A 25,956-nucleotide genomic window follows, 5' to 3' on the forward strand; every position below is an offset into this window, starting at 1 on the left:
CCGCGCTCCGGTTTGGGGCGGGGAACGGGGGCGTGGATACGGGTGTGGCTCAGGCGGGAATCGGCGGCGGCGCATCGCCCAGCAGCGGGCGATAGGTGAATCCGGGGCCGCGAGCGGCCTCGAGCTCGGTCCGGGCGCGGGCCAGCAACTCGGGCGCGGCCAGGAAATTCGCCGCCGTCGCAGCAAGCCCCTGCGCGGCCAGCACCATGCCCTTGTCGGCAATCGGCGTGGCCCCGGCGGCCACGGCCTGCCAGGTATGAGGCCGGGTGCCCGGCACCCAGGTCACCGTGCCCAGCGCGCCGCAAGGCACCAGCCAGCTCACATCGCCTACATCGGTCGAGAACGCCCCCTGCGTGCCGAAATTATACGGCCCCAGCCGGTCGATTCCGTCCAGCGGCGGCGGCGCGTCCATGCTCTGCTGCATCTCGGCGGCATAGGCGCGGTCGGCCTCGTCCCATTCGATCGCGGGCGCGAGCGCCATGTTCGCCAGCATCACCCGGCCCACCATGTCGTTGGGCAGGATCGGGTAGACGCCGCCGGTGCGCGTCACCTCGGCCCTTGTGCCGGTGCCCAGCGCCGCACCCTCGGCGGCGCGGGCGAGGCGGTCAAAGACCTCCTGCGCGACACGCGGATCGGGGTGGCGGATGCCCACATGGCTTTCCGCCAGATCGGGAATCACGTTGGGCGCCAGCCCGCCCTGCCGCATGACATAATGAATATAAGTGCCCTGCGGCACCACCTCGCGCATCAGCGCGGCCATGTGGTGAAAGGCCTCGACCCCGTGCAGGGCCGAGCGGCCCTCGTGCGGGGCCTGCGCCGCATGCGACGTGCGACCGTGGAACATCACCCGCGCCCCGATCGAGGCAAGCGAGGCGCTTTGCCAGACCCTGTTGTGGTCGTCGGGATGCCAATGCAGCGCCAGCGCCAGGTCGTCGAAGAGGCCGGCCCGCGCCATGTAGACCTTGCCCGCGCCGCCCTCTTCCGCCGGGGTGCCGTAGACCCGGACCTGCCCCGGCGTGCCGGTCTGATCCAGCCATTGGGCCAGCGCCACCCCCGCGCCGATGGCGGCGCTGCCGAACAAGTGATGACCGCAGGCATGGCCGGTGTCCTGACCGGGAATCGGGCTGCGCCGGGGCGCGGCATCCTGCGAGAAGCCAGGAAGCGCGTCCATTTCCGCCAGCAGACCGATGGCCGGGCCGCTGCCCCGCGTGGCGACGAAGGCCGTGGGCAGACCGGCCACGCCGCGCGTGACGTCGAACCCTTCGGCCTCGAGCACGGCGCACATGTCGGCCGAGGTTCGCACCTCGTGGAACGCCAGCTCGGGCGCGGCCCAGATCCGCCGGGCCAGGGCCGACATCTGCGGACCGAAATCGGCGACGGCGTCAAAGATAACCTGACGATCTGCTGACGAAAGTGGCACATGTGCAAATTCCGCGCAGGCGCCCCGGTCTGTCGTCTCTTGCATCATGATCCATCAACCTGTTGATTTTTCGCATCTTCAGCCGACCGAAACCCTCGATCCAAGGCCATCCGCCGCACTTTCACCTTATTTTCGGCCTTGCGCTTCCGCAAGGCGTGTTCCTAATGTGCACATAAGTTTTCTATACGAACAGAAGGGCCGAACAGCGTGCAAAAACTCAGGATCGGGGTTCACTATGAACCATCCAACATCGACCCGCACCTGGGGGCAGCCGAACTGGCGCTGCAAATGACCAACGGCTGTTTCGACACGCTGGTGCACAAGACGGCAGACGGCGGGTTCCTGCCCGGCCTCGCAACCGCGTGGGAGGTGTCGGAGGACCAGTGCACCTACACCTTCACCCTGCGCGATGACGTGATCTTCCACGACGGCACGCCCTTCGAGGCCGAGGCGGTGCGCGCCTCGTTCGACCGGGCGCGCGATCCGGCGAACAAGTCGCAACTGGCGGGCGGGCTGCTGGGCAGCTACGCCCGGACGCAGGTGCTGGCGCCGCACCGGGTGGCGGTGGTGCTGGAGCAGCCCTATGCGCTGCTGCTCGACGCGCTCAGCCAGGGCTGGCTGGCGCCGATGTCGCCCCGCGCCATGGCCGCGAACGGGCCGGGCTTCATGGCCCGTCCCGTGGGCACCGGGCCGTTCATCTTTGACCAATGGACCAAGGGCAAGACGCTGACCATCCGGCGGAATCCCGATTACGCCTGGGGGCCAGAGCTGGCGCAGACGCGCGGCCCCGCCCCGCTGGACGAGATCGAATTCCACTTCCTGCCCGATGACGCGGCGCGCACGGCCGCGCTGCTCGATGGCACGGTGGACATGATCCTTGCGGCCGAACCCTCGGCCTGTGCCGGTCTGCGCGCCGATGGCCGGTTCGACGTGCTGACCTGCCCGATCCGCGGCGTGCCGGTGTCGCTGATGATGAACATCAAGCGCAGCCCGACCGACAGCCTTGCCGTGCGGCAAGCGATCAGCCATGCGCTCGACGTCGATGCGCTGGTGGCCGAGGTGTTCCACGGCGAATTCAAGCGCGCCCACAGCCCGGTGTCGCAGGACACGCTGGGCTATGCGGCGGATGTCGAGGGGATGTATCCCCATGACCTCGCCCGCGCCGCCGCGCTGCTGGAGGCCGAGGGCTGGGCCGCCGGGCCGGACGGGATGCGCAGCAAGGACGGCGTGCCGCTGGCGGTGACCTTCTACGCGCTGCCGGTGAACTTCTACCCCGAGTTCGGGGCCATCGTGACCCGGCAGCTGGCCCGCGTCGGCATCAAGGTGACGGTCGAGCTCTGTTCGCCCCCCGACTGGATCGCCGCCGGGATGGCGGGGGATCACAGCCTGATCCCGCAGGGCAAATACGCAAGCTCGTCTCAGCTGCTGGGCTTTGTCTACCATTCGCGCAACAGCGGCCCCGGCGCCTATGGCTGGAGCAAGCGCGGCCCCGAGGACGCGCCCCGCATCGACGCGCTGATCGACCAGGCCGAGACCTGCCTTGCCCCCGCCGACTACGTGCCGCTCTTCGAAGAGGTGCAGCGCGAGGTCATGCGCAACGCCCTCGCCGTGCCGCTGCATTGCAACACCAACCTCGTGGTGGCGCGCAAGGGGCTGCGCGACCTGCGGTTCGACGCCATCGGGGCCTATCCGCTGTTCCACGACACCAGCTTTCATCCGACAGGAGCCTGAGCCATGGCGCATCGCGTGATCATCCGGCCCCGTGCCTATTACGACAGCGTCCGCCTGATGCGGATCTCGCAGGCGCTGCGGGCCGAGCCGGGCGTGACCGAGGCGATGGCGATGATGGCCACGCCCAACAACAAGAAGATCCTCGCCACCTCGGGCCTCCTGACGGCCGAGGCCGAGGCGGCGCGCCCGGACGACCTGGTCCTGGCACTCGCCGCGACGGATGACGCGGCGGCCGAGGCGGCGGTGGCGGTGGCCTTTGCCGCGCTGGACGAACGCGCGGGCGGCGACACCGGCGGCGCGCCCCTGCCGCGCACGCTGGATGCCGCCATGGCCGTGCGGCCCGATGCAGGGCTGGTCGTCATCTCGGTCCCCGGCGCCAATGCCCCGCGCGAGGCGCGGCGTGCGCTGGACCTGGGCCTCAACGTCCTTTTGTTCAGCGACAATGTGCCCGTGGCGGACGAACTGGCGCTCAAGCAACATGCGGCCGAGGTCGGGCGCCTTGTCATGGGCCCCGATTGCGGCACCGCGATCATCGGCGGAGCGGCGCTTGGCTTTGCCAACGTGGTGCGCCGGGGGCCCGTGGGGGTCGTCGGCGCCTCGGGCACCGGCACGCAGGAGATCACGTCGCTGCTCGACTGGCTGGGCACGGGCGTGAGCCATGCCATCGGCACCGGCGGGCGCGACCTGTCGGCGGAAGTAGGCGGGCGCACCGCGCTGGCCGCGCTGGACCTGCTGGCGGCCGATCCGGGGACCGAGGTGATCGTGCTGACCTCCAAGCCGCCCGCGGCGGAGGTTGCAGCGCGCGTGCTTGAACATTGCGCAGGGCTGGGCAAGCCGGTGGTGGTGAATTTCGTCGGCAGCGACCGCAGCGGCAGCGACGGCCGCATCACCTTTGCCCCGACGCTGGCCGGCGCGGCCGAGGCCGCCGCGCGGCTGGCGGGCGGCACCGCCCCCCTGCCCGCGCTGGACGCCGCCGCCCGCGATGCCTTCCTCGCTGCGGCCCGGGACGGGCGCGCGCCGGGGCAACGCTATTTGCGCGGGCTCTATGCCGGCGGTACCCTCGCCTACGAGGCGCTGACGCTACTGGGCGACCGGCTGGGGCCGGTGCATTCCAACCTCGCCAAGGGCGCGCTGGCGCTGACGGACCCGTTCCGCAGCACCGGCCACACGGTGATCGACCTGGGCGAGGACGCCTATACCGAGGGTCGCGCCCACCCGATGATCGACCCCTACGTGCGCAACCAGCGTATCCTGGCCGAAGCAGCCGACCCCGAAACCGCGCTGCTGCTGCTGGACGTGGTGATCGGCTACGGTGCCCATGACGATCCGGCGCGCGATCTGGCGCAGACCCTGGCGGCCGCGCAGGCAACCGCGCGCGACGGCGGGCGCAACCTGCCCGTGATCGTCACCCTCTGCGGCACGACCCGCGACCCGCAGGGCCATGCCGCACAGGCCGCCCAGCTCGAGACCGCCGGCGCCATCGTCGCCCGCAGCAATGCCGAAGCCGTGGCCCTGGCCGCCGCCGTGATGGAGACCCCAGCCCATGCCGCCTGAAAACCCGCTGCTGACCGAAGCCCCCGTCGTCATCAACCTCGGCCTCGACCTCTTCGCCGAGGCGCTGGCACAGCAATCCGTGCCCTGCGTGCAAGTGCGCTGGACGCCGCCACCGCCCACCGATGACGACCTTCTGACCCTGCTCGACGACCTGCTTTAAAGACCGGAGCCCCCATGTCTTCCCTCAAAACCCGTATCGAAGCGGCCAATGACCGCGCCTTTGACATCCTGCGCGGCGGCAAGCCCCGCCTTGTGGGCGTCGCTCCGGCGCTCGAGGTGGTGCCCGGCATGGCGCCGAACCTGATCCTGCATTCCGCCCCCGCGATCGACTGGGCCGACATGTCGGGCCCGCACCGCAACGGCATCATCGGCGCCGCGCTCTGGGAAGGGCTGGCCGCGACCCCCGAAGAAGCCGAAGCCAAGCTCGCCTCGGGCGAGATCCGCACCGCCCCCTGCCACCACCACGACACCGTGGGCGCGGGGGCCGGGATCACCTCGGCCTCGACGCCGATGCTGATCGTCGAGAACGAGTCCTACGGCACCCGCGCCTTCAGCTGCATTTCCGAAGGCGGCGGGCTGCGGCTGCTGAAATGGGGCGCCTGGAGCCCCGAGGTGCTGGAGAACCTGACCTGGCAGGCCAAGGTCTTTGCCCCGATCCTCGATGCGGCGCTGCAGGCCTCTGGGCCGATCGACCTCAAGCTGATCATCTCGCGCGCGGTCGAGATGGGCGATGAATGCCACAACCGGTCCGTCGCGGCGACGGCGCTGTTCCTGCGCCAGATCTACGGCGCGCTGGTCGCGCTGGACATGCCCAAGGAGGACGTGCGCGCGTCGATCAAGTTCCTGGTGGAAAGCGAACATTTCCTGCTGCACGGGATCATGGCGGCGGCCAAGTCCATGCTGATGGCGGCCGAGGGGATCGAGTATTGCACGCTGGTCACGGCCATGGCGCGCAATGGCGTCAATTTCGGCATCAAGGTCTCGGGGCTGGGGGACCGTTGGTTCACCGCGCCCGCCAACCCGGTACGGGGGCTGTTCTTCCGCGCCGAATGGTCCGACGCGGATGCCGCGCCCGACCTGGGCGACAGCTCGATCACCGAAACCGTGGGGCTTGGCGGCTTTATCCAGCCCTGCGCGCCGACGGTGACGCAATACGTGCAGGGCTCGGTCGCGCAGGCCATCGCCAACACCCGCGACATGGCCGAGATCTGCCACGGCTCCAACCCCGATGTGCGCATCCCGGCGATGGATTTCGCGCCCGGCCCGCTGGGCATCGACATCCGCAAGGTGGTCAAGACCGGCATTACGCCGCTGCTCGACACAGCGATCACGCACCGTGACGGCGGGCTGATCGGCGCGGGCGAGGTCAACGCGCCGATGGGCTGCTTTGCCGATGCGCTCAAGGCGTTCGGAGAGAAATATGCCGGCTGACACGATCAAGGCGCGGATCGCGGCGGCCAATGCCGCGGCGCTGGCGCGGCTCACCGCGTCGCAGCCGGTCTGGACCGATGTGCGCCCCGCGCTCGAGGTGCTGCCGGGCATGACGCGCGAGACCGTGCTGCATGCCGGCCCGCCCATCGCCTGGGCCGACATGTGCGGCCCGCAGAAGATGGGCGTGGTGCAGGCCGTGCTGCACGAAGGGCTGGCCGAAACCGAGGCCGAGGCCGAGGCCCGCATCCTCGCCGGCGAGATCACCGTCGCGCCATGCCATGAATACGACGCCACGGGCGGGATGGCCGGGATCACCTCGGCCTCGAGCCCGATGGCGGTGGTGCATGACGCGGTGCATGGCGTCACGGGCTATTCGCAGCTGTTCCAGGGACCGGCGGCGGGTCTTCAGGACCGCGCGCTTTACCATGCCGAGGCGCGCAAGCGCTGGCGCTGGCTCGAAGAGGTCGCGGGCCCCGTGCTGGGCGCGGCCGTGCGCAGCGGTCCGGGCATTCCGGTCAAGCCGCTGATGGCGCGCAGCCTCGAGATGGGCGACGAATGCCACAACCGCAACGCCGCCGCCACGGCGCTGCTGCTAAACGCGCTGATCCTGCCGCTTTGCGACACCTGCGACGACCCGGACCGGCTGGCCGCCGTGCTGCGCTATTTCCACGAGAACGAACAGGTCGCGCTGGTGCTGTCCATGGCGGCGGCCAAGGCGATGACGCTGGCGATCTCGGGCCTGCCCGATTGCAGCCTGGTCACGACCATGTGCCGCAACGGTGTCGACTTCGGCATCCGCGTCTCGGCGTTGGGGGATCGCTGGTTCACCGCGCCTGCCAATCGCATCGAGGGCCTGTACTTCTCTTCGGAATGGACCGACCAAGATGCAGTGCCCGATATCGGAGACAGTGCGATCATGGAGACCATCGGCCTTGGCGGCCATGCGCAGGCCGCCGCCCCGGCCCTGCAACATTTCGTCGGCGGCAGTTTCGACCGCGCCAGTGCGGTCGTGCGCCAGATGGCGCAGATCACCGAAGGACCGATCGACGGCTTTCGCATCGCGCCGATGGATTTCGCCGGCATTCCCGCCGGCATCGACATCCGCAAGGTGGTGCAGACCGGCATCGCGCCGGTGATCGACACCGCCATCGCCCACCGCCAGGGCGGCGTGATCGGCGCCGGGCAGACCACCGCCCCGCGCGAGTGTTTCTCCGGGGCGCTGCGCGCCTTCGGGGCGGCATTGGCAAAGGGATGACGCGCATGGAGCCGCTGCTGAGCGTCCGCAACCTCGACGTGGCATTCGACACCGCCACGGGGCCGGTGCGCGCCGTGCGCGGGCTGTCGTTCGACGTCGGCCGGGGCGAGATCGTGGCGCTGGTCGGCGAATCCGGCTCGGGCAAGTCGAACGCCGTGCTGGGGGTGCTCGACCTCGTGCGCGCACCGGGGCGGCGCACCTGCGACAGTATCCTGTTCGACGGGCAGGAACTGGTCGGAATGCCCGCGCGACAGATGCGGCGCATCCGGGGCGGGCGGATCGGCATGATCTTCCAGGACCCGATGACCGCGCTCAACCCGCTGATCCCCGTGGGGCGGCAACTGATTGACCTCGCGCGCGACCACCTCGGCCTCGACCGGGCCGCCGCGCGGACCCGTGCGCTGAGCATCCTGGCCCGCGTCGGCATCACCGCGCCCGAAGAGCGGATGAAAAGCTATCCGCACCAGATGTCCGGCGGCATCCGCCAGCGGGTCATGATCGCCATGGCGCTGATCTGCGAGCCCGACCTGCTGATCGCGGACGAACCGACCACCGCGCTTGACGTCACGATCCAGGCCCAGATCATCGAGCTGGTCAAGGAATTGCAGGCCGAGTTCGGGCTGTCGATCATCTGGATCACCCATGACCTGGGCGTGGTCGCCACCCTGGCCGATCGCGTGATCGTCATGTACGGCGGCCGCGAGATCGAGACGGGCAGCGCCGATGATGTGTTCAACCGCACCGGCCACCCCTATACGCAGGCGCTTCTGGACTCGATGCCGCGCATCGACGCGCCCGAAGAGGCCGAGCTGCGCGCCCTGCCCTCGGGCCGGCTGACCAGCGACGACAGCGGCGGCTGCGCCTTCAGCGAACGCTGCCCGCGGGTCTTTGACCGCTGCCGGGTCGAGGCGCCGCCCTTCGCGACCCTGGCCCCGGCCCACCAGGCGCGCTGCTGGCTGCCGGTCGACACCCTCGCCTCGGAAGACGTTCCCGGAGCCTCGCAATGACGACACAGACCCAGGACAGCCTGATCGAGGTGCGCGACCTCGAGGTGCATTTCAACGTGGGCAGCGGCACGCTGGGCTCGGGCAATGCCCGGCGGCTGCGCGCCGTGGACGGCGTGACCTTCGACATCCTGCGCGGCGAGACGCTGGGGCTGGTGGGCGAGAGCGGCTGCGGCAAATCCACCGTCGGCCGGGCCCTGCTGCGCCTGACCGACCCGACGGCGGGCCGGGTGCTGTTCGATGGGCAGGACATGGGCCGCCTTGGCCGCACCGCGCTGCGCAAGATGCGGCGGCACATGCAGATGGTCTACCAGGACCCCTATGCCTCGCTCAATCCGCGCATGACCATCGGCGACATCGTGGGCGAGCCGCTGACCGTCCACGGCATCGCAAAGGGCGCAGAGCGGGAGCGGCGCGTGGCCGACCTGCTCGAGCTTGTGGGCCTCGATGCCAGCGCCATGACCCGCTATCCGCACGAGTTCTCGGGCGGGCAGCGCCAGCGCGTCGGCATCGCCCGTGCCCTCGCGGTCGAGCCGGATTTCTTCGTGCTCGACGAATCCATCTCGGCGCTCGACGTGTCGATCCAGGCGCAGATCATCAACCTTCTCAAGCGGTTGCAGCGCGAACGGGAGCTGACGTACCTCTTCATCTCGCACGACATGGCCGTGGTGCGGCACATGTCGGACCGGGTCGCGGTGATGTACCTGGGCGCGATCGTGGAACTCGCGGACAGCCGCCGCATCTACGAGGCGCCGCGCCATCCCTATACCAAGGCGCTGCTCAAGGCCGTGCCCGTGCCGCGTGTCGAAGGTGGCAAGAAAGCCACCATCGAAGGCATCAAGGGAGAACTGTCCAGCCCGCTCGAGAAGGCCACCGGCTGCCGGTTCCGCAGCCGCTGCCCGCTGGCCGAGGCGCGCTGCCACACCGAGGTGCCGCTGCTGCGCGCCGTGGAAAAGGGGCACCTGACGGCCTGCCACCTGGCATGACCGTCCAGGGCCCCCGCCCCGGTCCGCACGGCCTAGATCAGCGCGCGGGAAATGTCCTTGGCGGCTTGGCTCATCTCGGGGAAGACGGTCGACATGACGTCTTCCATCGTCTTGACGCCGACGTAGGTATAGGTCGCGAAACAGCCCTGCACCGCGCCTTCCTTGTCAAAGACCGGCACGGCCAGCGACCGGATGCCGGTCTGCATTTCCTGGTCGACGATGGCATAGCCCTGCTCGGCGATGCGCCCCAGTTCGGCTTTCAGCGCCTCCATGGTCTTGAGGCTTCGTTCGTTCTGCGGCGTCAGCGTCATGCCCGCCAGCACCGCATCGCGCACCTCGGGGTCCGACATCGCCAGGATGCAGCGCCCGGACGAGGAGAACGTCAGACCAAAGCGCCGACCCACCGACAGCGCCGGCGAATCGAAGGCATCGGTATTCGCCGCCGCCAGGTGGATCACATGCTGATGGTCCCGGATCGCCAGCGCCACCGGGTAGCCGGTCTTGTCGCGGATGCGGTTCAGGTAGAACTGCGCCTTCTCGTTCAGCGGGATCGAGGCAAGGTAGGAATAGCCCAGGTCCATCACCTTGGGCATCAGCCGGAACAGCCGGCCGGTCTGCTCGACGAACCCCAGCTCGGCCAGGGTCAGCAGGTAGCGGCGGGCGCCGGCCCGGTCCATGCCGGTCTTCTCGGCCACCTGGGTCAGCGTCATCTCGGGGTCGATCCGGTCGAAGGCCTGGATGATGTTCAACCCATGGACCAGAGAGCCGACCAGGGTCTTCGGCTTCTTGTCGCTTTCGGCGTCGTCGAGTGTTGCGGCCTTGGTCAATATCGGTCCCCCGGTTTTCTGAAATCGTGTGGTCGCGGCGCGACCATCCGTACCATAACAACCCAATCAAGAAAAACTAGTGTGCATAATGTGAACATTTGCACCTGCGGCATGAAAAACCGCGTCGGAGATCAGGAATGAAGCTACTTGTAGCCCTTGGCGGCAATGCATTGTTGCAGCGCGGCGAACCCTTGTCCACCGAGACGCAGCTGACCCATGCCCGCGAGGCGGCCCGCGTGCTGGAAAGTGCGGCGCGCGAGCATCAGCTGATCCTGACCCATGGCAACGGCCCGCAGGTCGGGCTGCTGGCGATGCAGGCCCAGGCCTTTGCCGGGGCGGTGCCCTATGCCTTCGACATGATGACCGCCGCGACCGAGGGCATGATCGGCTACATGCTGGAACAGGAGTTGGGCAACCGGCTGGGCTATGACGTGCCGGTGGCGACGATCCTCACGCGGGTCGAGGTCGACCCGGACGATCCCGAGTTCTTGGCGCCCAGCAAGTTCGTCGGCCCCGGGTTCGATGCGGCAGAGGCCGAGCGGCTGCGCGCCGCCCATGGCTGGACCTTCCGGCAGGACGGCAGCGCCTGGCGGCGTGTCGTGCCCTCGCCGCAGCCGCGCCGGGTGCTGTGGCACCGCCCGATCCGCTGGCTGCTCGAGCAGGGCTCGGTGGTGATCTGTTCGGGGGGCGGCGGCATTCCCGTGGCCGAAGATGGCACCGGCGGGATGCGCGGCGTCGATTCGGTGATCGACAAGGATCGCGCCTCGAGCCTGCTGGCCACGCGCATTCCGGTCGACCTGTTCGTCATCGCAACCGATGTGCCGGGCGTCTATGCCGATTACGGCACGCCCGAGCAGCGGTTGATTTCCGAATTGCCGGCCGAGGCTGATGACGACTACGCCCGCGGCTCCATGGGCCCCAAGGTCGAGGCGGCCCGCGCCTTTGCCCGCGCCACCGGCAAGCCCGCCGTCATCGGGGCGCTTGACCAGATCGACGCGATCATCGCCGGCCGGGCCGGGACGCGGATCGTGCCGGGCGGGCCATGCGCCGCCTGATCGCGCATCAGGCCGGGACACTGGCCCTGCAGGCGCTGGATGTCGGCACGTTGCGCGCGCGGGTGGTCGCGGTCTTTCCGCGACATGTCTACCTGGACACAAGCGCCGGGCTGCTGATCGTCACCCCGGGGGATGAGCCGCCGGGGCCGCTGAACCTGTCGTTTGACGATTGGCCAAGCCTCAACGTCGGTGACGATGTGGCGCTGGAGGCGGGCGCGGCGCGGCATTGGCCTTCGTCCCTGCCCCGCCGCGATCTGTCTGCCCTTTGGCTGGATGGGCTGGAGGCGCAGGCCCGGGCAATCCCGCACGCCTCCGCCCCCCTGAGTTCCATACTGGAGCGCAGGGATTTGCCGGGCGGTCAAAAGCTGGCCGAGGGCCTGCGGAAAGCGGACCCCGTCGCCGCAGGCCAAGGGGCGCGGGCACTGGCCGGGCTGGGGCCGGGGCTGACGCCGGCCGGGGATGACGTGCTTTGCGGGGTGCTGCTGGCGCTGTATGTGACTCAGCGGGCAACCGCGCTGTGCCCGGAAATCGTGGCGGCGAGCGAGGGCATGACCACCGCGCTGTCCTATGCCTTTATTCGCGCCGCCGGTCTGGGCCATGCTGGAGCGGCGTGGCACGACCTATTGGTGGGGGCCGAGGCCCCGCACGCCGAAGACACCGCCGCCGTCATGGCCCATGGCCACAGCTCGGGCGCGGATACGCTGGCCGGATTCCTTTGGGCCGCGCGGCTTACCGCGCCAGACGCCGCAGCGGATCGGCCAGCAGGCTGAGCCGCGCATCGGGTGCCGCGCCGCCATCTGGCAATGCGTCCAGCAGCGTCGCCTCGAGGCGGCCTGCGTCCAGCGTGGCGTGACGCCCGCCGCTCAGCACTTCGACGCCATCGACAAAGACATGGGCCAGCCCCTCGGCGCGGCCATAATGCAGCACCCGGTCGATGGCGCGCGCGGGGCTGTCCATGCCGGGCGCGGGCCGGTCCCTGCGGTCCAACAACAGCAGATCGCCCCGCATGCCCGGCGCCAGCGCACCGAGGTCGCGGCGGCCGATGGCGGCAGCGGCCTGCGTCGTCACCATCGCCAGCACCTCGCGGGCGGACAGCGTGCCATGCAGCCGATGCGCCAGCCGCATCTCGGCGAACATGTCGGTCGTGTCATCGAGCCCCATGCTGTCAAGCCCGAGCGCCACGACCACCCCGGCATCCAGCAGGGCACGCACCGGCGCGACACCGCTGCGCAGCCGCAGGTTCGAGCTGGGGTTCGTGACCACGGCGACACCAAGCCGAGCCAGCCGCGCGATGTCGTCGGGCGTCAGGTGCACGCCGTGGGCCAGGCTCTGCGCCGCGCCCTCCGCGAAATAGCCCATGCCTTCGAGCCACGACAGGATCGACCCGCCGGGCCGCCCGGCGCTGTCGCGCCCCTGAAGACGGCTTTCCAGCAGGTGCATCTGACCCGACAGCCCCAGCGCGCGGGCGGTGGCGGCGACATGGCGCAGCTCGGCCTCGCTGCTCCAATGGCCGGAAATCGGGCCCGCCATCATCCATGTCTCGCCAATTCTCTCGCCACTGGCCTCTGCCAGCAGCGCAGCCCATGCGGCATCGTCGAACGGCACCCGGCCCGCCTGCTTGGCTGCGATTTCTTCGGCCAGCGGGCCGGGCAGCTCCTGCGCCACCAGCCGCATCAGATCGGCCGAGGCGGGGCGGTCCATCGCGCTCAGCACCACCGCCGCGCGTTGCCCGGCATCGGCATGGCCCTGCCGCACCGCACGCAGCGCCGCGGCGTCGTTCCGGGGGTGGTAATAGCTGTTGACCGTCGTCGTGATGCCGGACCCAAGCTGGCGCAGCGCCGACAGCGCGGTGTCCGTCCGCGCGTCGATCATCGGCAGGCGCGACAGGTTCAGGATCCACGGCTCGAGCAAGTCATCGTCGATGCCAAGGCTCTGCGGCGACAGGCCCCGCCCGTGGTCATGGGCGTTGATGAAGCCCGGCAGGGCGATCATCTCGGGCCCGCCGGTGACCGGCAGGTCGGGCGCTTCAGCCCGCACTGCGTCCCATGGCCCGACACGGGCAATGATCCCGCCCCGCACCAACACGCCGCCATCCACGATGGGATCGCTTGCCGCGTCCGGGATCACCACCCCGGCGCGCACAAGGAGGGTGCCCTCCATGGCCTAGACCTTCAGCTTGGGGTCGAGGATGTCGCGGATCGCGTCGCCCAGCAGGTTCGACGCGAGCACCGTGAAGAGGATCGCGATGCCCGGGAAAATCGCCGCCCAGGGCGCATCCCACATCACGTTCCGCCCGTCCGACAGCATCGCGCCCCATTCCGCCGCCGGCGGTGCCGCGCCGAGGCCGAGGAAACTGAGCCCCGTGGCCGACAGCAGCGCCCAGCCGTAGGACATCGAGGCCAGCACGATGATCGGCGGGAAGGCATTGGGCAGGATGTGGCGGAAGATGATCCGCGCATCCGACGCCCCGGTCGACCGGGCAGCGTCCACGTAGACCTGCTGCTTGATCGCCAGCACCGACCCGCGGCTGACCCGCGCGAATTCGGTGATCCCGCCGACTCCGACGGCGATGATCACGTTGACCAGCCCGGTGCCCAGCACGGCCACGATGGACATGGCCAGCAGGATGCCGGGAAAGGCCATCATCACGTCGATCAAGCGCATCACGATATTGTCGAAGCGCCCGCCGTAGAACCCGGACAGCAGGCCGATGGTGCAGCCGATCGTGACCGAGATGGCGACGGCGAAGAGCCCGATCACCAGCGACACCCGCCCGCCGATCAGCACGCGGGCAAAGATGTCGCGGCCCGCAAGGTCGGTGCCCATCAGGTGGTCGCCCCCGGGCGGCAGCATCGACTCGAGGATCTTGGTCTCGTAGGGGTCCTGCGGCGCGATCACCGGGGCAAAGATCGCCAGCATGGCCATGATGAACAGCGTCAGCAGGGCAAAGCGGGCGGTACGGTGCCGGTAACAGGCCTTGGCAAACGTCAGCATTCCGATCCTGTCTCAGTCAAAAGTGATCTTGGGGTCGATCAGCGCGTAGAGCACGTCGACCACGATGTTCAGCACCACGTAGAACAGGGCGGTGAACAGAACGGCCCCCTGAACCACGGGAAAATCGCTCGAGTTGATGGCATCGACCATCACCGTGCCCAGCCCCCTGCGGCTGAAGGCGGCCTCGATGAAGAAGGCGCCGGAAAAGAGCCAGCCGAATTGCAGACCGATCATGGTCACGACCGGCACCAGCGCATTGGGCAGCGCATGGCGGAACAGGATCACCGTTTCCGACTTGCCCTGCGCGCGGGCCGTCAGGATGTAGTCCTGCTTGAGCGCCTCGAGGATGTTGGTCCGGGTCGACCGCGCCACGGTCGAGATCGCGCCCAGCGACAGCGCCGCCACCGGCAGGATCAGCGCCTCGGGAGAGCCCTGGCCCGCCGCCGGCAGCCATCCCAGTTGCACGGCGAAAAGCATGACCAGCATCAGCCCGATCCAGAACGCGGGCACCGAGACCGACACGGCGGTAAAGCCCATCACGACCCGGTCCAGCCAGGAATTTCGAAAGACCCCGGCCACCGCGCCCATGACGATCCCCACCGGGATCGCCACCAGCATCGCCAGCCCCGACAGGGTCAGCGTGGCGGGCAGGTTGTCCATGATCGTGTCGATCACCGGCGTGCTCGACACGATCGAGCGGCCGAAATCGCCGGTCAGTACCCGCCCGACATAGGACAGGTATTGCTGCCACAGCGGCAGGTTCAGCCCCAGCTGTTCGCGCAGCTGCGCCACCTGTTCGGCCGTCGCGCCCGAGCGCGCCAGCATCACCGTCACCGGGTCGCCCGGCAAGAGGTTGAGGATCACGAAAGACAATGTGACCACCCCGAAGATAACCGGGATGGCCGACATGATGCGTTGCGTCAGGAACCTGAGCACCTTGATCTTCCGTCAGAGTTTCACGTCGTAGACCGCGGGGGTCAGACCGGTGACGCCAAAGTCCAGCGCCTCGGCGACAGAGGCGCGCGCCCCGATGGCGATGGCGTAATCGTAGATCGGCAGGATCACCGCCTGGTCCATGATCATCGTCTGTGCGTCCTGGTATAGTTTCAGCCGCTCGTCGGGGTCGCTGGCCGCCTGGGCCGCCAGCAGCAGCTGGTCCAGCTCGGCGCTGCGCAGCTTGGCGAAGTTATATCCGGCATCGGCGTTTTCCGACAGGAAATACGGCATCAGCGAATCCGAGGCGGCAAAGCCCGACCCGCCGGTGAACAGCATGTTGTGCGTGCCGTTCTTGCCCGCCTCGAGGCTGACGGCCCAGGCCATCATCTCGAGCTCGACCGCGACGCCGATCTTCTGCAGCTCGGACTGCACGTAGACCGAGAACGGCTCGGACGAGCCCCAGCCGGCCATCTGCATCTTGATCGTCAGCGGCACACCGTCCTTGACGCGGATGCCGTCCGCGCCGGGGGTCCAGCCGGCCTCGTCCAGCAGCTTGGCGGCCGCTTCGGGGTCATAGGGATACATGCCACTGACACTGGGGGCGTATTCGGGCGTGACCGCGGCCAGCGGCCCCTGGGCACGCGGGGCGATGCCGCGCATGATCGCCTCGACGGCGGCGTTCATGTCGACGCCCATCATGATCGCGCGGCGCACGTTGATGTCGTCGGTGGGCGCCAGTTCGGTGTTGAGGAACCAGTAAGTCGGCTGGCCCGACAGGTGGGTGATCAGCACTTCGTATTCGTCCGACCGCTCGACCCGGCCAAGGCTGGTGGGCAGCAGGTCGAACACCACGTCAAAATCGCCCGCCATCAGCGCGACCGAACGGCTGGCCGGTTCCGGCAGGAAGCGCCATTCGATGGTCTCCATCATCGCCGGGCCGTCATGGCTGTAGATCGCGGGCGCCCAGTCGTAATCGGGGTTGCGCGTCAGGGTGTAGTGATCGTTGACCTCGTATTCGGTCATCATGAACGGGCCGGTGCCGGCCTGGTGCATGTGATATTCCTCACCGTATTCCTCGGACGCCTTGGGCGAAACCATGCCGGTGTAGGTGAGCGACAGGTTGAACAGCAGACCGCCATTGGGCTGCGCCATGATCATGCGCACCACGTTGGGCGACACCACCTCGACCGAGGCGACATCCGACACCAGCGACGCGGCCTTCTGCGACTGGGGCCCCAGCGCCTTGATCCGCTCGATGTTGTACTTGACCGCTTCGGCGTCGAAGGGCGTGCCGTCGTGGAAGGTGACGCCGTCGCGCAGCGTGAATTCATAGCTCATCGCGTCATCGGACACGGTCCAGCTTGTCGCGAGGCCCGGAACGATGTTGCCGTCATTGTCCTGGAAGACCAGCGTGTCGTACATGGCCGACAGGATCATCAGAACTTCCCAGGCGACGTCGACATGCGGATCAAGTCGCGACTTGGCCTTGGTGCCCGCCATCTTGAGCACGGTGGCCCCGGCGCCCTGCGCCGCGACCTTCTGGGCGAACGCGGTCAGAAGAACGCTGCTGAGGCCCGACGCAAGGACGGACCGACGAGTGAGATGTGCCATGGAATTCCCCGTTGAAGATTTGGTTCATTGACACCAAAGTTGCTAATGTGAACATTTGTTGTCAATGAGAACGTTACTCGGACCCTCCTCCAAACTCCAGGAATCTGTGCATGAGCCTAACTTTTGACCAATCGCAAACCGCCCTTTCGGCGGCGATGGAGCGTGCCAAAGCGCTTGATATCGCCGTCTGCATTGCCGTGATGGATGCCGGCGGGCGGCTGATGGCCTTTGCCCGCATGGACGGGTCGAACTGGGCCAGCATCCACGGCGCGCAGGGCAAGGCGCTAACCTCGGCCGCGACGCGCAGCCCCAGCGGGGCGATTCCGCCCGAGTCGGTGGTCATGTCCCGCATCGCCGAGCTGGAAGGCGGCAACATGATCTATGCGCGCGGCGCGGTACCGCTGATCAAGGACGGCGCGCTGCTGGGCGCGGTGGGAGTCGGCGGCGCTTCGGCCGATCTCGACGAAGATTGCGCGCGGGCGGCCGCGGCGGCTCTGGGATGTGATGGCTGACATGACACGGACCACGACCAACGAACCCGGCACCCGCTGGGACCATTGCCTGGACGAATGGGTGCCGACAGACCGCGGCGGCCGCCGCTGGCATGACCTCTTCGTCGCCGAAGTGCCGGGCTGGCGGCCTCTGGTGGCCAGCCTCGAGACCCCGCCCGGCGACGGCCCGCATCCGCTGGTGATCCGCATTCATGGCGGCGGCTGGATGACCGGCCACCCACGTGCGCCCAGCGACCTGCGCCGCGCGCTCCGGGTGCCGGAAACGCTGCTGGATGCGGGCTATGCCGTGGCCGACATCACCTACCGGCTGGCCGGCGAAGGCGCCTTTCCGATGCAGATCCACGATTGCGCGGCGGGCGTGCGCTACTTCCGCCACCATGCGGCGCGGCTGGGGCTCGACCCGGACCGCTTTGCCGCCAAGGGTGAAAGCGCGGGCGGCCACATGGCGCTGCTGCTGGGCGTCGACCGCCCCGATCCGCTGGAAGGCACGGTCGGGGTGACCGGCCCGTCCAGCAAGGTGCAATGCGTGGTCGACTGGTACGGCGTGGCCGACCTGATGATTCCCTTCCGGGGCCGGTCGCTGCTGGAGCGGGTGGCCGACCCGGACAATGCCGTGGGCAAGCTGCTGGGCGGGCCGGGCGCGACGGAAGAAATGGCGCGACAGGCCTCTCCGGTCACCCATGTGACGCCTGCGTCCGCCCCGTGCCTGATCCAGCACGGGACGGAGGATTCGATCGTCACCTTCAATCATGCCGAAGCCATGCACGATGCGCTGGCCCGGGCCGGTGTCCCGGTCGACCTGCACGCCATCGAGGGCGCGGAGCATGGCTTTCCCGGCGGTGACCTCGCGCCAATCATGCCCCGGGTGATGGCCTTCCTGAACCGCTGGCTCTGACCGGACCTGCCGGTCGGCCCGGATTTGCCAGGTTGCCTGGCCCTGAGTGCCTCGATCCGCCAACCCGGTTTTCAGGCGGTCAGCTCTGCGGCATTGGCGACCCCAAGGCTGAACGGGTCAGACCTGGCAGGCCGGTATGGCTTTGTCGCAAACGCTTGAGCTGAACAGATGATCCGGCTGACTTCGACCGCTTATACGGCCAACGTCGCGAATTGGGCAAATGGGCATGGTCCTGGCGTCAGCCGACCCGTCAGGATCATGTTGGCCACCTCGATACCCTCGAGTGTTGCCGAGGCTGATGCGAAGGACTTGAAGCCGAGCATGGGGCGGGCCCGACCCCCTTGAACTCCGCGCAGTGCCCGATTCGGCGCCGGGCCCCGTAGGTCGTGGCGCATCCCCGTCACCCGGGGATCGAGCTGACATGCGCCGCCACGATGCGCCAGCCGTCGGGGGTCCGGATCCAGCTCTGCATCTGGCGACCAAGCTCGCCCGGGCTGTCATCCCGCCGAAACAGGGTCGACGCGATCCCGAAACTGTCGCCGTAGGTGGTGATCCGCGTCTCGATCAGACTGCGCGAAAACGGCTTCTGCGTTGCACGGAATGCGCGCAGCGCGTCGCTGCCGTACTGGTGATCGGCGACGCCATAGCGGATCGTCTCCGAGCCTTCCAGGAACATGGCGGCAAGGACCTGCGTGTCGTTTTCCAGCAAAGCCGTTTCGTAGGTGTCGAAGCACGCGGTGAGGTCAGCCAGGACCGCTGGACGGTTGAGGGTCATGTCTTCGGGTTTCTGCATCATGCCTTCACCTTCCTCGAGTTGACTTGGATCAGCCACAGGGCAATCACGCTGCCGCCGTCGCGCCAAGGTAGGCCCGCCATCCACCGTGGGCGGAAATGTCTTCCGCTCCGTGAACTGCCGTCGCCTCGACCAGGAAGCCTTTGCAGGCGCTGCCGTCGGACAGGGACAGCGTCCCGATGGAAAGCGGCGACACGACTTTGGCAAGGAAGGCGCCGACCGCGCTTGTGTCAAGCGCCCAGAGCTCGATGTCGATGGCGGTTCCGCCCTCGGCCACGCGCAGAAGTCCGGGTTTGGCAATCTGCCCGCCCGGCAGGCGGAACAGCCGGTAGTCGGCGCTTGTCCGCGCCGGACCGATGCAGCGCGCGCCAAGCGAGGTGAGTTCGTCGTTGAGCGGCAGCCCGGACATGTGCGCACCGACCGCAGCGATCACCGTTTCACCCTGGGCAGGTCGCGGGTCTGTCACCAACGGTTCCGGAGGAACAAGTGCATTTCCCGGGACGACACGGGCGTCAGCCTCGATCCGCCCGGCGAGCGCCGCCAGCAGCCCGTCGCATCCGCGGTTGGCCAGCAGCGTGACGCTGCCCGGCCGCCCGTCGGCGCGCGGGGCGGTCGGGACGGCCAGCGCGCACATGTCCAGAAGGTTGACGAAATTCGTGTAGGTCCCCAGGCGCGAGTTGGGGCCGATCGGATCGGCCTCGAGGTCTGCGCAGGTATAGAAGGTCGGAATGGTCGGCACGCAGATCGCGTCGATCCCGTCCAGCAGCGGAGCGACGGCGCGCCGCAGGTCGGACAGCCGGTAGATGCCGCGGAAGGCATCCACCGCCGACAGGCTGTCCGCGGCCGACACGATGGACCGCGTCACCGGGTGAACGGCGTCCGGCATGTCCCGCATCATCGGTTCGATCGCGGCCATGCGTTCGGCGACCCAGGCGCCGGAATACAGCAACTCGGCCACATCGTAGAACGGCGTCATGTCGATTTCGGTCACGCTCATGCCAAGCGCCCTCAGCCGCGCGACCGCCGACCCGAAGGCCTCCGCCTGCGCGGCGTCACCGAAGAAGATCCGCGATGCGGCGTCAGGCACCGCCAAGCGCAGGGTCGGGCGCGGGTCAAGGCCGGGGGCGCCGAGGTCGCGGGACCAGGCGTCATCCGGGTCATAGCCGGCCGAGGCAACCAGCACCTGCCAGCCGTCTGCGACCCCCGTCGCGAAGACCGAGATCGTATCAAGCGACCGGCAGGCCGGCACCAGGCCCGTGGAACTGAGCAGGCCGAGCGTCGGTTTCAGGCCGACGATGTTGTTCAGCGCCGCCGGGACCCGGCCAGAACCGGCGGTGTCCGTACCGAGCGCAAAACTGACGATCCCCTGGGCGACGGCCACGGCAGATCCGGAGGATGATCCGCCCGGCACGATCTCGGCATCGAGGGCGTTGCGGGGCACGTCATAAGGGGTCCTGACCCCGACGAGGCCGGTGGCGAACTGGTCCAGGTTGGTCTTCCCGATCACCAGCGCCCCGGCTTCGCGCAGCCGCGCCACGACAAAGGCGTCCGCGTCGGGCTGGTAGGCGAAGGCCGGACAGGCGGCCGTCGTTGGCAGGCCGGCCACGTCGATATTGTCCTTGACGGCAAAGGGCACACCCCAGAGCGGATAGGTGACAGGGTCGAACGGCGGCAATGCGGCGGCCTCTTCCAGAACCTCGGCCTCGGACCTCAGGGCAATGAAGATGCCCGGGTCGGCGACGGCCCGGATGCGCGAGAAGACCTCTGCGATCACCGGTGCCGGATCCGCTGTTGTTGCGTAGCGCGCCATCAGTGCGGCAATGCGCAGGTCGGGCGTTGCTGTGGTCGGTGTCGTCATCGGTACTGGCCTTCGCTTCTCAGTCTCAAGGGGTGGCGTTCCGGGGCGCTGCAAGATCAGGCGGGGTCAGGCCTGCACGGCGGCGAAGGCGTCGACAATGTCGTCCACTGTCGCCGTCCATCCGACGATGGCCCCTTGCGCACGGATCATCTCGAGCGTGACCGCCTTGAACGCGGGGAAGTAACTTTCCGTCGCATCCTCTGCGAGCAGGCAGTCGTATCCGCGGTCGTTGGCCTCGCGCATGGTCGTCTGAACGCAGACTTCTGTCGTCACCCCGGCGAAGATCAGGGTCCGGGTTCCAAGCCCGGACAGGTGTTCGCCAAGATCGGTGGCGTAGAAGGCCCCTTTTCCCGGTTTGTCGATCACCTTCTCGCCTGCGGCGGGAAAGACCTCGTGAATGATTTCGGCGCCCGGCTCTCCGGCGATCAGCACCCGTCCCATGGGACCGTGATCGCCGATGCGCAGGGACGGCGCGCCACGCAGCCGCTTGGCCGGGGGGCAGTCGGAGAGGTCCGGCCGGTGGCATTCCCGCGTATGAATCACCGGCACCCCGGCCGCACGGCAGCCCGCGATCAGCCGCGCTGTCGCGGGCACGATGGCCTGAAGCAGCGACACGTCATTGCCAAGAGACGCGCCAAAGCCCCCGGCTTCGATAAAGTCCCGCTGCATGTCGATGACAATCAGCGCGGTCGTCGCCGGGTCGATGTCAAGCGGGAAAGGCTGCGCGTCGATCTTCATGCGTGGCCTCCCATGTGATGGCCAATGGTCGGGATATCGGCCTCGGCCGCCGTGCATTCATAGACGAGACTGCCGTCGGCCATGACCAGCACCCGGTCGGCCAGTTCCAGGATCTCATCCAGATCCTCGCTCAGCAGCAGGACCGCCGTGCCGGAATTCCGCGCGCGCATGATGCGCGACCTGATTTCGGCGACCGCCGTGAAATCAAGCCCGAAACAGGGATTGGAAATGACCAGCAGATCGACATCGCCATCCAGTTCCCGCGACAGGACGGCCCGCTGCACGTTGCCGCCCGACAACGAGGCGATAGGACTGTCGATCGAGGCGCATTTGACCTTGTAGTCGGCCACCAGCGCCTCGGCCCGTCGCCGCATCGCGCCGGGCGCCAGCCAGAAGCGCGGCTTTGCGCGGCCCGTTTCGAAACTGCGGAACCCGATGTTCTCGGCCACGGACATGCGTGGCGCACAGGCGTTCTGCAACGGCTCCTCGGGAAGGTATCGCACCTTGAGCCGCCGCTCCTCGGCCCGTGTCGCGGCATAAGGCACGCCATGCACGGTCACCCCGCCCGCGGCCAACGCGCGCTGGCCCGTCAGAATCTCCATCAGTTCCATCTGGCCGTTGCCGGAAATACCGGCGATGCCGACGATTTCTCCGGCCCGGACCTGCAAGGTCTCGATCGCGATCTGCTTCAGCCCGGACCGGTCCGCCGCCCGCGCGCCTGTCAAAGCCAGCACGGTCTCGCCCGTGGTCTCCGCGCGGGGCGCAGGATCGGCGGGCTTGGCATCGCCCATCATCATCGCGGCCATGTCCTGATGGCTCAGCTCGGCCACCTTGCCGCCGCCGACATGTTTCCCCCGCCTGAGAACCGTGACCTCGTCCGCGAAGGCCGTCACCTCGCGGAACTTGTGGCTGATCATCAGGACGGAAAGCTCCCCCGCCTTGCACAGCGCGGCGACATGGCCCAGAACCTCGTCTGCCTCGTCCGGCGTCAGGACCGAAGTCGGCTCGTCCAGGATCAGGAACCGCCGACCGAGGTAGAGCTGCTTGAGGATCTCGAGCTTCTGCTTTTCGCCCGCCGCCAGCCGGTGCACCGGCTCGCCAAGTGGCACGCGGAAGGGCATCGCGTCCATGAACGCCGTCAGCGCCTTCATCTCGGCGGCCCAATCGATCACCGCGGGCACGTCGGCGCGCGAGATCACGAGGTTCTCTGCGGCGGTCAGGGCGGGCACCAGCGTGAAGTGCTGGTACACCATGCCGAGGCCTTTGGCATGGGCGTCTTTCGGATCCTTCACGTCGCCGTCGAAGCCGTCGATCAGCAGATTGCCCGAGGTGGCGTGGTAGAAGCCCATGATGCATTTGACGAGTGTCGACTTGCCCGCCCCGTTCTCGCCCAGAAGCGCGTGGAAACTGCCCGGCTTCACCCTGATCGAGACGTCGTCGAGCGCGGTGAAGTTGCCGAAGCGCATGGTCATGCCGATGGTCTCGATCCCGACGGCTTTGCCCGCCTCCCCGGTCTTCGTGGGCGGAGGGGATACCTCGTCCAGCCCGCGCGACAGGCTCCCTCCCCCCTCGGAGGGGAAGGAAGGGGAGGGCGCACGCCCGTCCTTCACGGCAGCACCTTCAGCAGGTCGGCCGACGTGGCCGTCGCGCCAAAGACTCCGCCCTGCATGTGGATCATCTGGATCGCCGCCGCGTGGTTCTTTGGATCGGTCGCCGCGCAGCAATCGGTCAGCATCACGCATTCGAATCCGCGGTCGTTCGCCTCGCGCATGGTTGTATGCACGCAGACATCCGTGGTGATCCCGGTCAGCACGATGTTCTCGATCCCCCGCAGCCGCAGGATCATCTCGAGGTCGGTCGCGCAGAACGACCCCTTGCCCGGCTTGTCAATGATGACCTCGCCCGGCATCGGGGCGAGGTCGTCGATGATCTCCCACCCGGGTTCGCCCCGGGTGAGGATCTTTCCGCAAGGTCCGGGATCGCCAATCCCGGCACCAAGCTGACGCGAGCGCCAGCGTTTGTTGGCCGGAAGATCGGACAGGTCCGGCCTGTGTCCTTCGCGGGTGTGGATGACCATGTAGCCCTTCTCGCGAAAGGCCGCGAGCAGCGCCTTGATCGGCTCGATCGGGGCGCGGGTCAGGGAAATGTCGTAGCCCATGCTGTCGACATAGCCGCCGGGGCCGCAGAAGTCGGTCTGCATGTCGATAATGATCAGCGCGGTGTTTTCAGGACGCAGGTCCCCGTTCCACGGCCAGGCATAGGGCGCAGAGGCGATGGTGGTCCCCCTGGGCGTCTCGGACATGTCGTTCATGAAAAAGGCTCCGCCTATTTGGTGATGGACAGTTCGCGCGGCGCGCCGGTCAGCGCCCCGGTCTTCGAGGAAGAGAGGATCAGCACGATAAGCGTCAGCACGAAGGGGGCCGCATAGGACAGGTAGTAGCCCTGCGTCACCCCGACCGACTGCAACGCCGGTCCCAGTGCCCCCGCGGCGCCAAAGAGCATCGCTGCGAAGAAGCAGTTGACCGGTGACCAGCGTGCGAAGATGACCAGAGCCACCGCGATCAGACCCTGGCCCGACGAGATCCCCTCGTTCCACGATCCCGGATAGAACAGCGACAGATAGGCCCCGCCGATGCCCGCCAGCGCGCCGCCAAAGGCGGTGGCCTGGATGCGCACCCGCGCCGGGCTGATGCCGAGCGCACGCGCCGCGTCGGAGCTGTCGCCCACGACCCGCAGGGTCAGCCCGATCCTCGTTTTCCGCAGCATCCAGGCCAGCGCGACCGCAAGCGCGGCGCCGAGAAGGAACAGCACGTTGACCCTGAGCGCGGCCTGCACCTGCGGCAGATCGGACCACCAGCCAAGGTTGATCGCCGGCAGGTCGGGCGCGACGGGCTGGATGTAGGGTTTGCCGAAGAAGAAGGCGAGGCCCGTGCCCAGAAGCATCAGCGCGATACCGATGGCGATGTCGTTCACCTTGGGCAACGAGCACAGCAGCCCATGCACCAGCCCGAACGCCGATCCGGCCAAAGCCGCCGCCAGCACCCCGGCCCAGGCCGAATTGGTGTGGTAGGCCACGGCGTAGCCCGCCATCGCGCCAAAGACGAGTGTGCCCTCGAGCCCGAGGTTGATGCGCCCCGACCGTTCGGTAATGACCTCTCCGAGCGAGACGAAGAGGAACGGCGTCGACACCCGGATCGCGCCGCCCAGCATGGCGACCGGCACCGCCCAAAGACCGATGTCCCCGCTCATGTCCGCTCTCCTTTTGTCAGCCAGCCGATCAGGTCGATCCGGCCCGTGAAGGTCTCGCTGGCCAGGATCGCCACGAAGACGAAGCCCTGCAGCACCAGCATGGTCGCATCCGGCAGGTCCATCCGGCGCTGCACGAGACCCGAAGACGCCTCGAACCCGGCAAGCAGCAGCGCCACCGGGATGATCGCCAGCGGATTGTGCCGCGCAAGGAAGGCCACAAGGATCCCTGTGTAGCCATACCCCGCCGCCAGAGACGCATTGGCCGAGCCATGGACGGCCGAGACCTCGAAATATCCTGCTAGCCCGGCAAAGGCACCGCCAAGCGCGGTGAAGCCGATCACCAGCTTGCCCACGGGCAGCCCCTGCACCTGCGCCGCGCGCACGTTGCCCCCGGCGATGCGGGCCGCGAAGCCAAGCGTCGTCCACTCAATCAGCACCCAGGCGAGGATGCAGCACACCACGGCCACGGCGAGGCCCCAGTGCACCTGCCAGCCGGGCAGGTCGCCGACCCGGAAGTTGTCGATCAGCGATGCCGTCGAGGGCTTGTTGAGCGAGGCGGGATCGCGCAGCGGCCCTTCGACGAGGTGGTTCATCAATGCGATCGCGATGTAGGCCATCAGCAGCGAGGCGATCGTTTCGTTCACCCCGCGCCACTGCCGCATCGCGCCGACCGCACCGATCCAGAGGCCGCCCGCGACCGCCGCCATGATCGCCAGCACAGGCATGGCCAGCACGGCAGGCCACCCGGCCAGCGCAGCCGCCAGCCCGCCGGTCATCACGCCCCCCAGCACGATCGCGCCTTCCCCTCCGATCACGACGAGGCCCAGCCGAGCCGGGATCGCAACGCAGAGCGCGGCGAACAGCAGCGGTGCGGCGCGGGACAGGGTGTTGGTCCAGGAAAAGGCGCTGCCAAAGCCCGCCTTGTAGACCAGGGCATAGAAATCCACCGGGCTCTTGCCCAGCAACAGCAAGAACAGCGCGAAGGCGGCAAAGCCCGCCAGCAGCGCCGCGACCGGCAGGACCAGCCCCTCGACGCGCCCGGCCAGAGGTAAAAGCCAGGCGCGCCAGGACCGGACCGGAACCGTGATGTCGGCCCCGGCGGCCATC

Annotated in this window: 24 protein-coding genes and 1 pseudogene; 11 read left to right on the forward strand and 14 right to left on the reverse strand. The window is 68.3% G+C overall.

The window, feature by feature from the left end; all coding sequences use genetic code 11:
• Nucleotides 1–49 precede the first annotated feature (49 nt).
• Nucleotides 50–1,420, reverse strand: a complete 1,371-nt coding sequence (locus tag MF270_RS09910; RefSeq protein WP_238365718.1) for an amidohydrolase — start codon at nt 1,418–1,420, stop codon at nt 50–52.
• 207 nt (nt 1,421–1,627) lie between these two features.
• On the opposite strand from MF270_RS09910, the gene MF270_RS09915 reads away from it, so the two are divergent.
• The 7 genes from MF270_RS09915 to MF270_RS09945 are packed head-to-tail and all read left to right on the forward strand — an operon-like array spanning nt 1,628 to nt 9,381.
• Nucleotides 1,628–3,151 (forward strand): ABC transporter substrate-binding protein, encoded by a 1,524-nt coding sequence (locus tag MF270_RS09915; RefSeq protein WP_238365719.1) that lies wholly within the window; start codon nt 1,628–1,630, stop codon nt 3,149–3,151.
• A 3-nt stretch (nt 3,152–3,154) separates the two neighbouring features.
• A complete protein-coding gene (gene fdrA / locus MF270_RS09920; RefSeq protein WP_238365720.1) occupies nt 3,155–4,705 on the forward strand; it encodes an acyl-CoA synthetase FdrA in 1,551 nt (516 codons plus the stop codon).
• Nucleotides 4,695–4,865 carry a hypothetical protein gene (locus MF270_RS09925; RefSeq protein WP_238365721.1) on the forward strand — a complete coding sequence of 57 codons (171 nt, stop codon included), beginning with the start codon at nt 4,695–4,697 and terminating at the stop codon, nt 4,863–4,865. The genes fdrA and MF270_RS09925 overlap by 11 nt, the downstream gene beginning before the upstream one ends.
• A 14-nt stretch (nt 4,866–4,879) precedes the next feature.
• Entirely contained in the window at nt 4,880–6,136 is a 1,257-nt protein-coding gene (locus MF270_RS09930) for a YlbE family protein (protein WP_238365722.1), read from the forward strand.
• Nucleotides 6,126–7,391, forward strand: a complete 1,266-nt coding sequence (locus MF270_RS09935) for a YlbE family protein (RefSeq protein WP_238365723.1) — start codon at nt 6,126–6,128, stop codon at nt 7,389–7,391. The genes MF270_RS09930 and MF270_RS09935 overlap by 11 nt, the downstream gene beginning before the upstream one ends.
• Before the next feature lie 5 nt (nt 7,392–7,396).
• On the forward strand, nt 7,397–8,398 hold the full coding sequence (locus tag MF270_RS09940; protein ID WP_238365724.1) for an ABC transporter ATP-binding protein: 1,002 nt from the start codon (nt 7,397–7,399) through the stop codon (nt 8,396–8,398).
• On the forward strand, nt 8,395–9,381 hold the full coding sequence (locus tag MF270_RS09945; protein WP_238365725.1) for an ABC transporter ATP-binding protein: 987 nt from the start codon (nt 8,395–8,397) through the stop codon (nt 9,379–9,381). Before MF270_RS09940 ends, MF270_RS09945 begins: the two co-directional genes overlap by 4 nt.
• Nucleotides 9,382–9,413: 32 nt before the next feature.
• Here MF270_RS09945 and MF270_RS09950 read toward each other — a convergent pair whose 3' ends face one another.
• Nucleotides 9,414–10,208: an IclR family transcriptional regulator domain-containing protein gene (locus MF270_RS09950; RefSeq protein ID WP_238365726.1), complete on the reverse strand. Its 795-nt coding sequence runs from the start codon at nt 10,206–10,208 to the stop codon at nt 9,414–9,416.
• 137 nt (nt 10,209–10,345) lie between these two features.
• Here MF270_RS09950 and MF270_RS09955 point away from each other — a divergent pair, with 137 nt between their 5' ends.
• Nucleotides 10,346–11,263: a carbamate kinase gene (locus tag MF270_RS09955; protein ID WP_238365727.1), complete on the forward strand. Its 918-nt coding sequence runs from the start codon at nt 10,346–10,348 to the stop codon at nt 11,261–11,263.
• A complete protein-coding gene (locus MF270_RS09960; protein ID WP_238365728.1) occupies nt 11,251–12,033 on the forward strand; it encodes an oxamate carbamoyltransferase subunit AllH family protein in 783 nt (260 codons plus the stop codon). The genes MF270_RS09955 and MF270_RS09960 overlap by 13 nt, the downstream gene beginning before the upstream one ends.
• Here the strand turns inward: MF270_RS09960 and MF270_RS09965 are convergent.
• Genes MF270_RS09965 through MF270_RS09980 form a run of 4 tightly spaced genes read right to left on the reverse strand, consistent with a single transcriptional unit; the run spans nt 11,993 to nt 16,804 of the window.
• On the reverse strand, nt 11,993–13,423 hold the full coding sequence (locus MF270_RS09965) for an amidohydrolase family protein (protein WP_238365729.1): 1,431 nt from the start codon (nt 13,421–13,423) through the stop codon (nt 11,993–11,995). The two genes, MF270_RS09960 and MF270_RS09965, sit on opposite strands and share 41 nt — an antisense overlap.
• Nucleotides 13,424–13,426: 3 nt before the next feature.
• Nucleotides 13,427–14,257, reverse strand: coding sequence for an ABC transporter permease (locus MF270_RS09970; RefSeq protein WP_238365730.1), 831 nt, complete (start codon nt 14,255–14,257; stop codon nt 13,427–13,429).
• A gap of 12 nt (nt 14,258–14,269) precedes the next feature.
• A complete protein-coding gene (locus tag MF270_RS09975; RefSeq protein ID WP_238365731.1) occupies nt 14,270–15,193 on the reverse strand; it encodes an ABC transporter permease in 924 nt (307 codons plus the stop codon).
• 12 nt (nt 15,194–15,205) lie between these two features.
• The gene (locus tag MF270_RS09980) at nt 15,206–16,804 is read right to left on the reverse strand and encodes an ABC transporter substrate-binding protein (protein ID WP_238365732.1); all 1,599 of its coding nucleotides are present in this window, start codon (nt 16,802–16,804) and stop codon (nt 15,206–15,208) included.
• 110 nt (nt 16,805–16,914) lie between these two features.
• Between MF270_RS09980 and MF270_RS09985 the strand changes: the two genes are divergently transcribed.
• Together MF270_RS09985 and MF270_RS09990 are read left to right on the forward strand one after the other, a co-directional pair.
• Entirely contained in the window at nt 16,915–17,316 is a 402-nt protein-coding gene (locus tag MF270_RS09985) for a GlcG/HbpS family heme-binding protein (protein WP_238365733.1), read from the forward strand.
• Nucleotides 17,309–18,211, forward strand: a complete 903-nt coding sequence (locus tag MF270_RS09990; protein WP_238365734.1) for an alpha/beta hydrolase — start codon at nt 17,309–17,311, stop codon at nt 18,209–18,211. The genes MF270_RS09985 and MF270_RS09990 overlap by 8 nt, the downstream gene beginning before the upstream one ends.
• Before the next feature lie 191 nt (nt 18,212–18,402).
• Here the strand turns inward: MF270_RS09990 and MF270_RS09995 are convergent.
• From MF270_RS09995 to MF270_RS10030, 8 genes and pseudogenes are all read right to left on the reverse strand, one after another.
• Nucleotides 18,403–18,546: pseudogene (locus tag MF270_RS09995) on the reverse strand (IS6 family transposase); the annotation flags it as partial.
• A 65-nt stretch (nt 18,547–18,611) separates the two neighbouring features.
• Entirely contained in the window at nt 18,612–19,007 is a 396-nt protein-coding gene (gene hpxZ / locus MF270_RS10000; protein ID WP_238365735.1) for an oxalurate catabolism protein HpxZ, read from the reverse strand.
• 43 nt (nt 19,008–19,050) lie between these two features.
• Complete coding sequence (gene atzF, locus MF270_RS10005) at nt 19,051–20,862, reverse strand: allophanate hydrolase (protein ID WP_238365736.1); 1,812 nt, start codon at nt 20,860–20,862, stop codon at nt 19,051–19,053.
• Nucleotides 20,863–20,928: 66 nt separating this feature from the next.
• The gene (locus MF270_RS10010; RefSeq protein ID WP_238365737.1) at nt 20,929–21,600 is read right to left on the reverse strand and encodes a cysteine hydrolase family protein; all 672 of its coding nucleotides are present in this window, start codon (nt 21,598–21,600) and stop codon (nt 20,929–20,931) included.
• Nucleotides 21,597–23,210, reverse strand: a complete 1,614-nt coding sequence (locus MF270_RS10015; protein ID WP_238365738.1) for an ABC transporter ATP-binding protein — start codon at nt 23,208–23,210, stop codon at nt 21,597–21,599. Before MF270_RS10015 ends, MF270_RS10010 begins: the two co-directional genes overlap by 4 nt.
• On the reverse strand, nt 23,207–23,911 hold the full coding sequence (gene biuH / locus MF270_RS10020) for a biuret amidohydrolase (RefSeq protein WP_238365739.1): 705 nt from the start codon (nt 23,909–23,911) through the stop codon (nt 23,207–23,209). The genes MF270_RS10015 and biuH overlap by 4 nt, the downstream gene beginning before the upstream one ends.
• 14 nt (nt 23,912–23,925) lie before the next feature.
• Nucleotides 23,926–24,849, reverse strand: a complete 924-nt coding sequence (locus tag MF270_RS10025; protein ID WP_238365740.1) for an ABC transporter permease — start codon at nt 24,847–24,849, stop codon at nt 23,926–23,928.
• Nucleotides 24,846–25,955 (reverse strand): ABC transporter permease, encoded by a 1,110-nt coding sequence (locus MF270_RS10030; protein ID WP_238365741.1) that lies wholly within the window; start codon nt 25,953–25,955, stop codon nt 24,846–24,848. The genes MF270_RS10025 and MF270_RS10030 overlap by 4 nt, the downstream gene beginning before the upstream one ends.
• Nucleotide 25,956 lies beyond the last annotated feature (1 nt).

This window comes from Mesobacterium pallidum (assembly GCF_019966535.1).
Lineage (GTDB): Bacteria > Pseudomonadota > Alphaproteobacteria > Rhodobacterales > Rhodobacteraceae > Mesobacterium > Mesobacterium pallidum.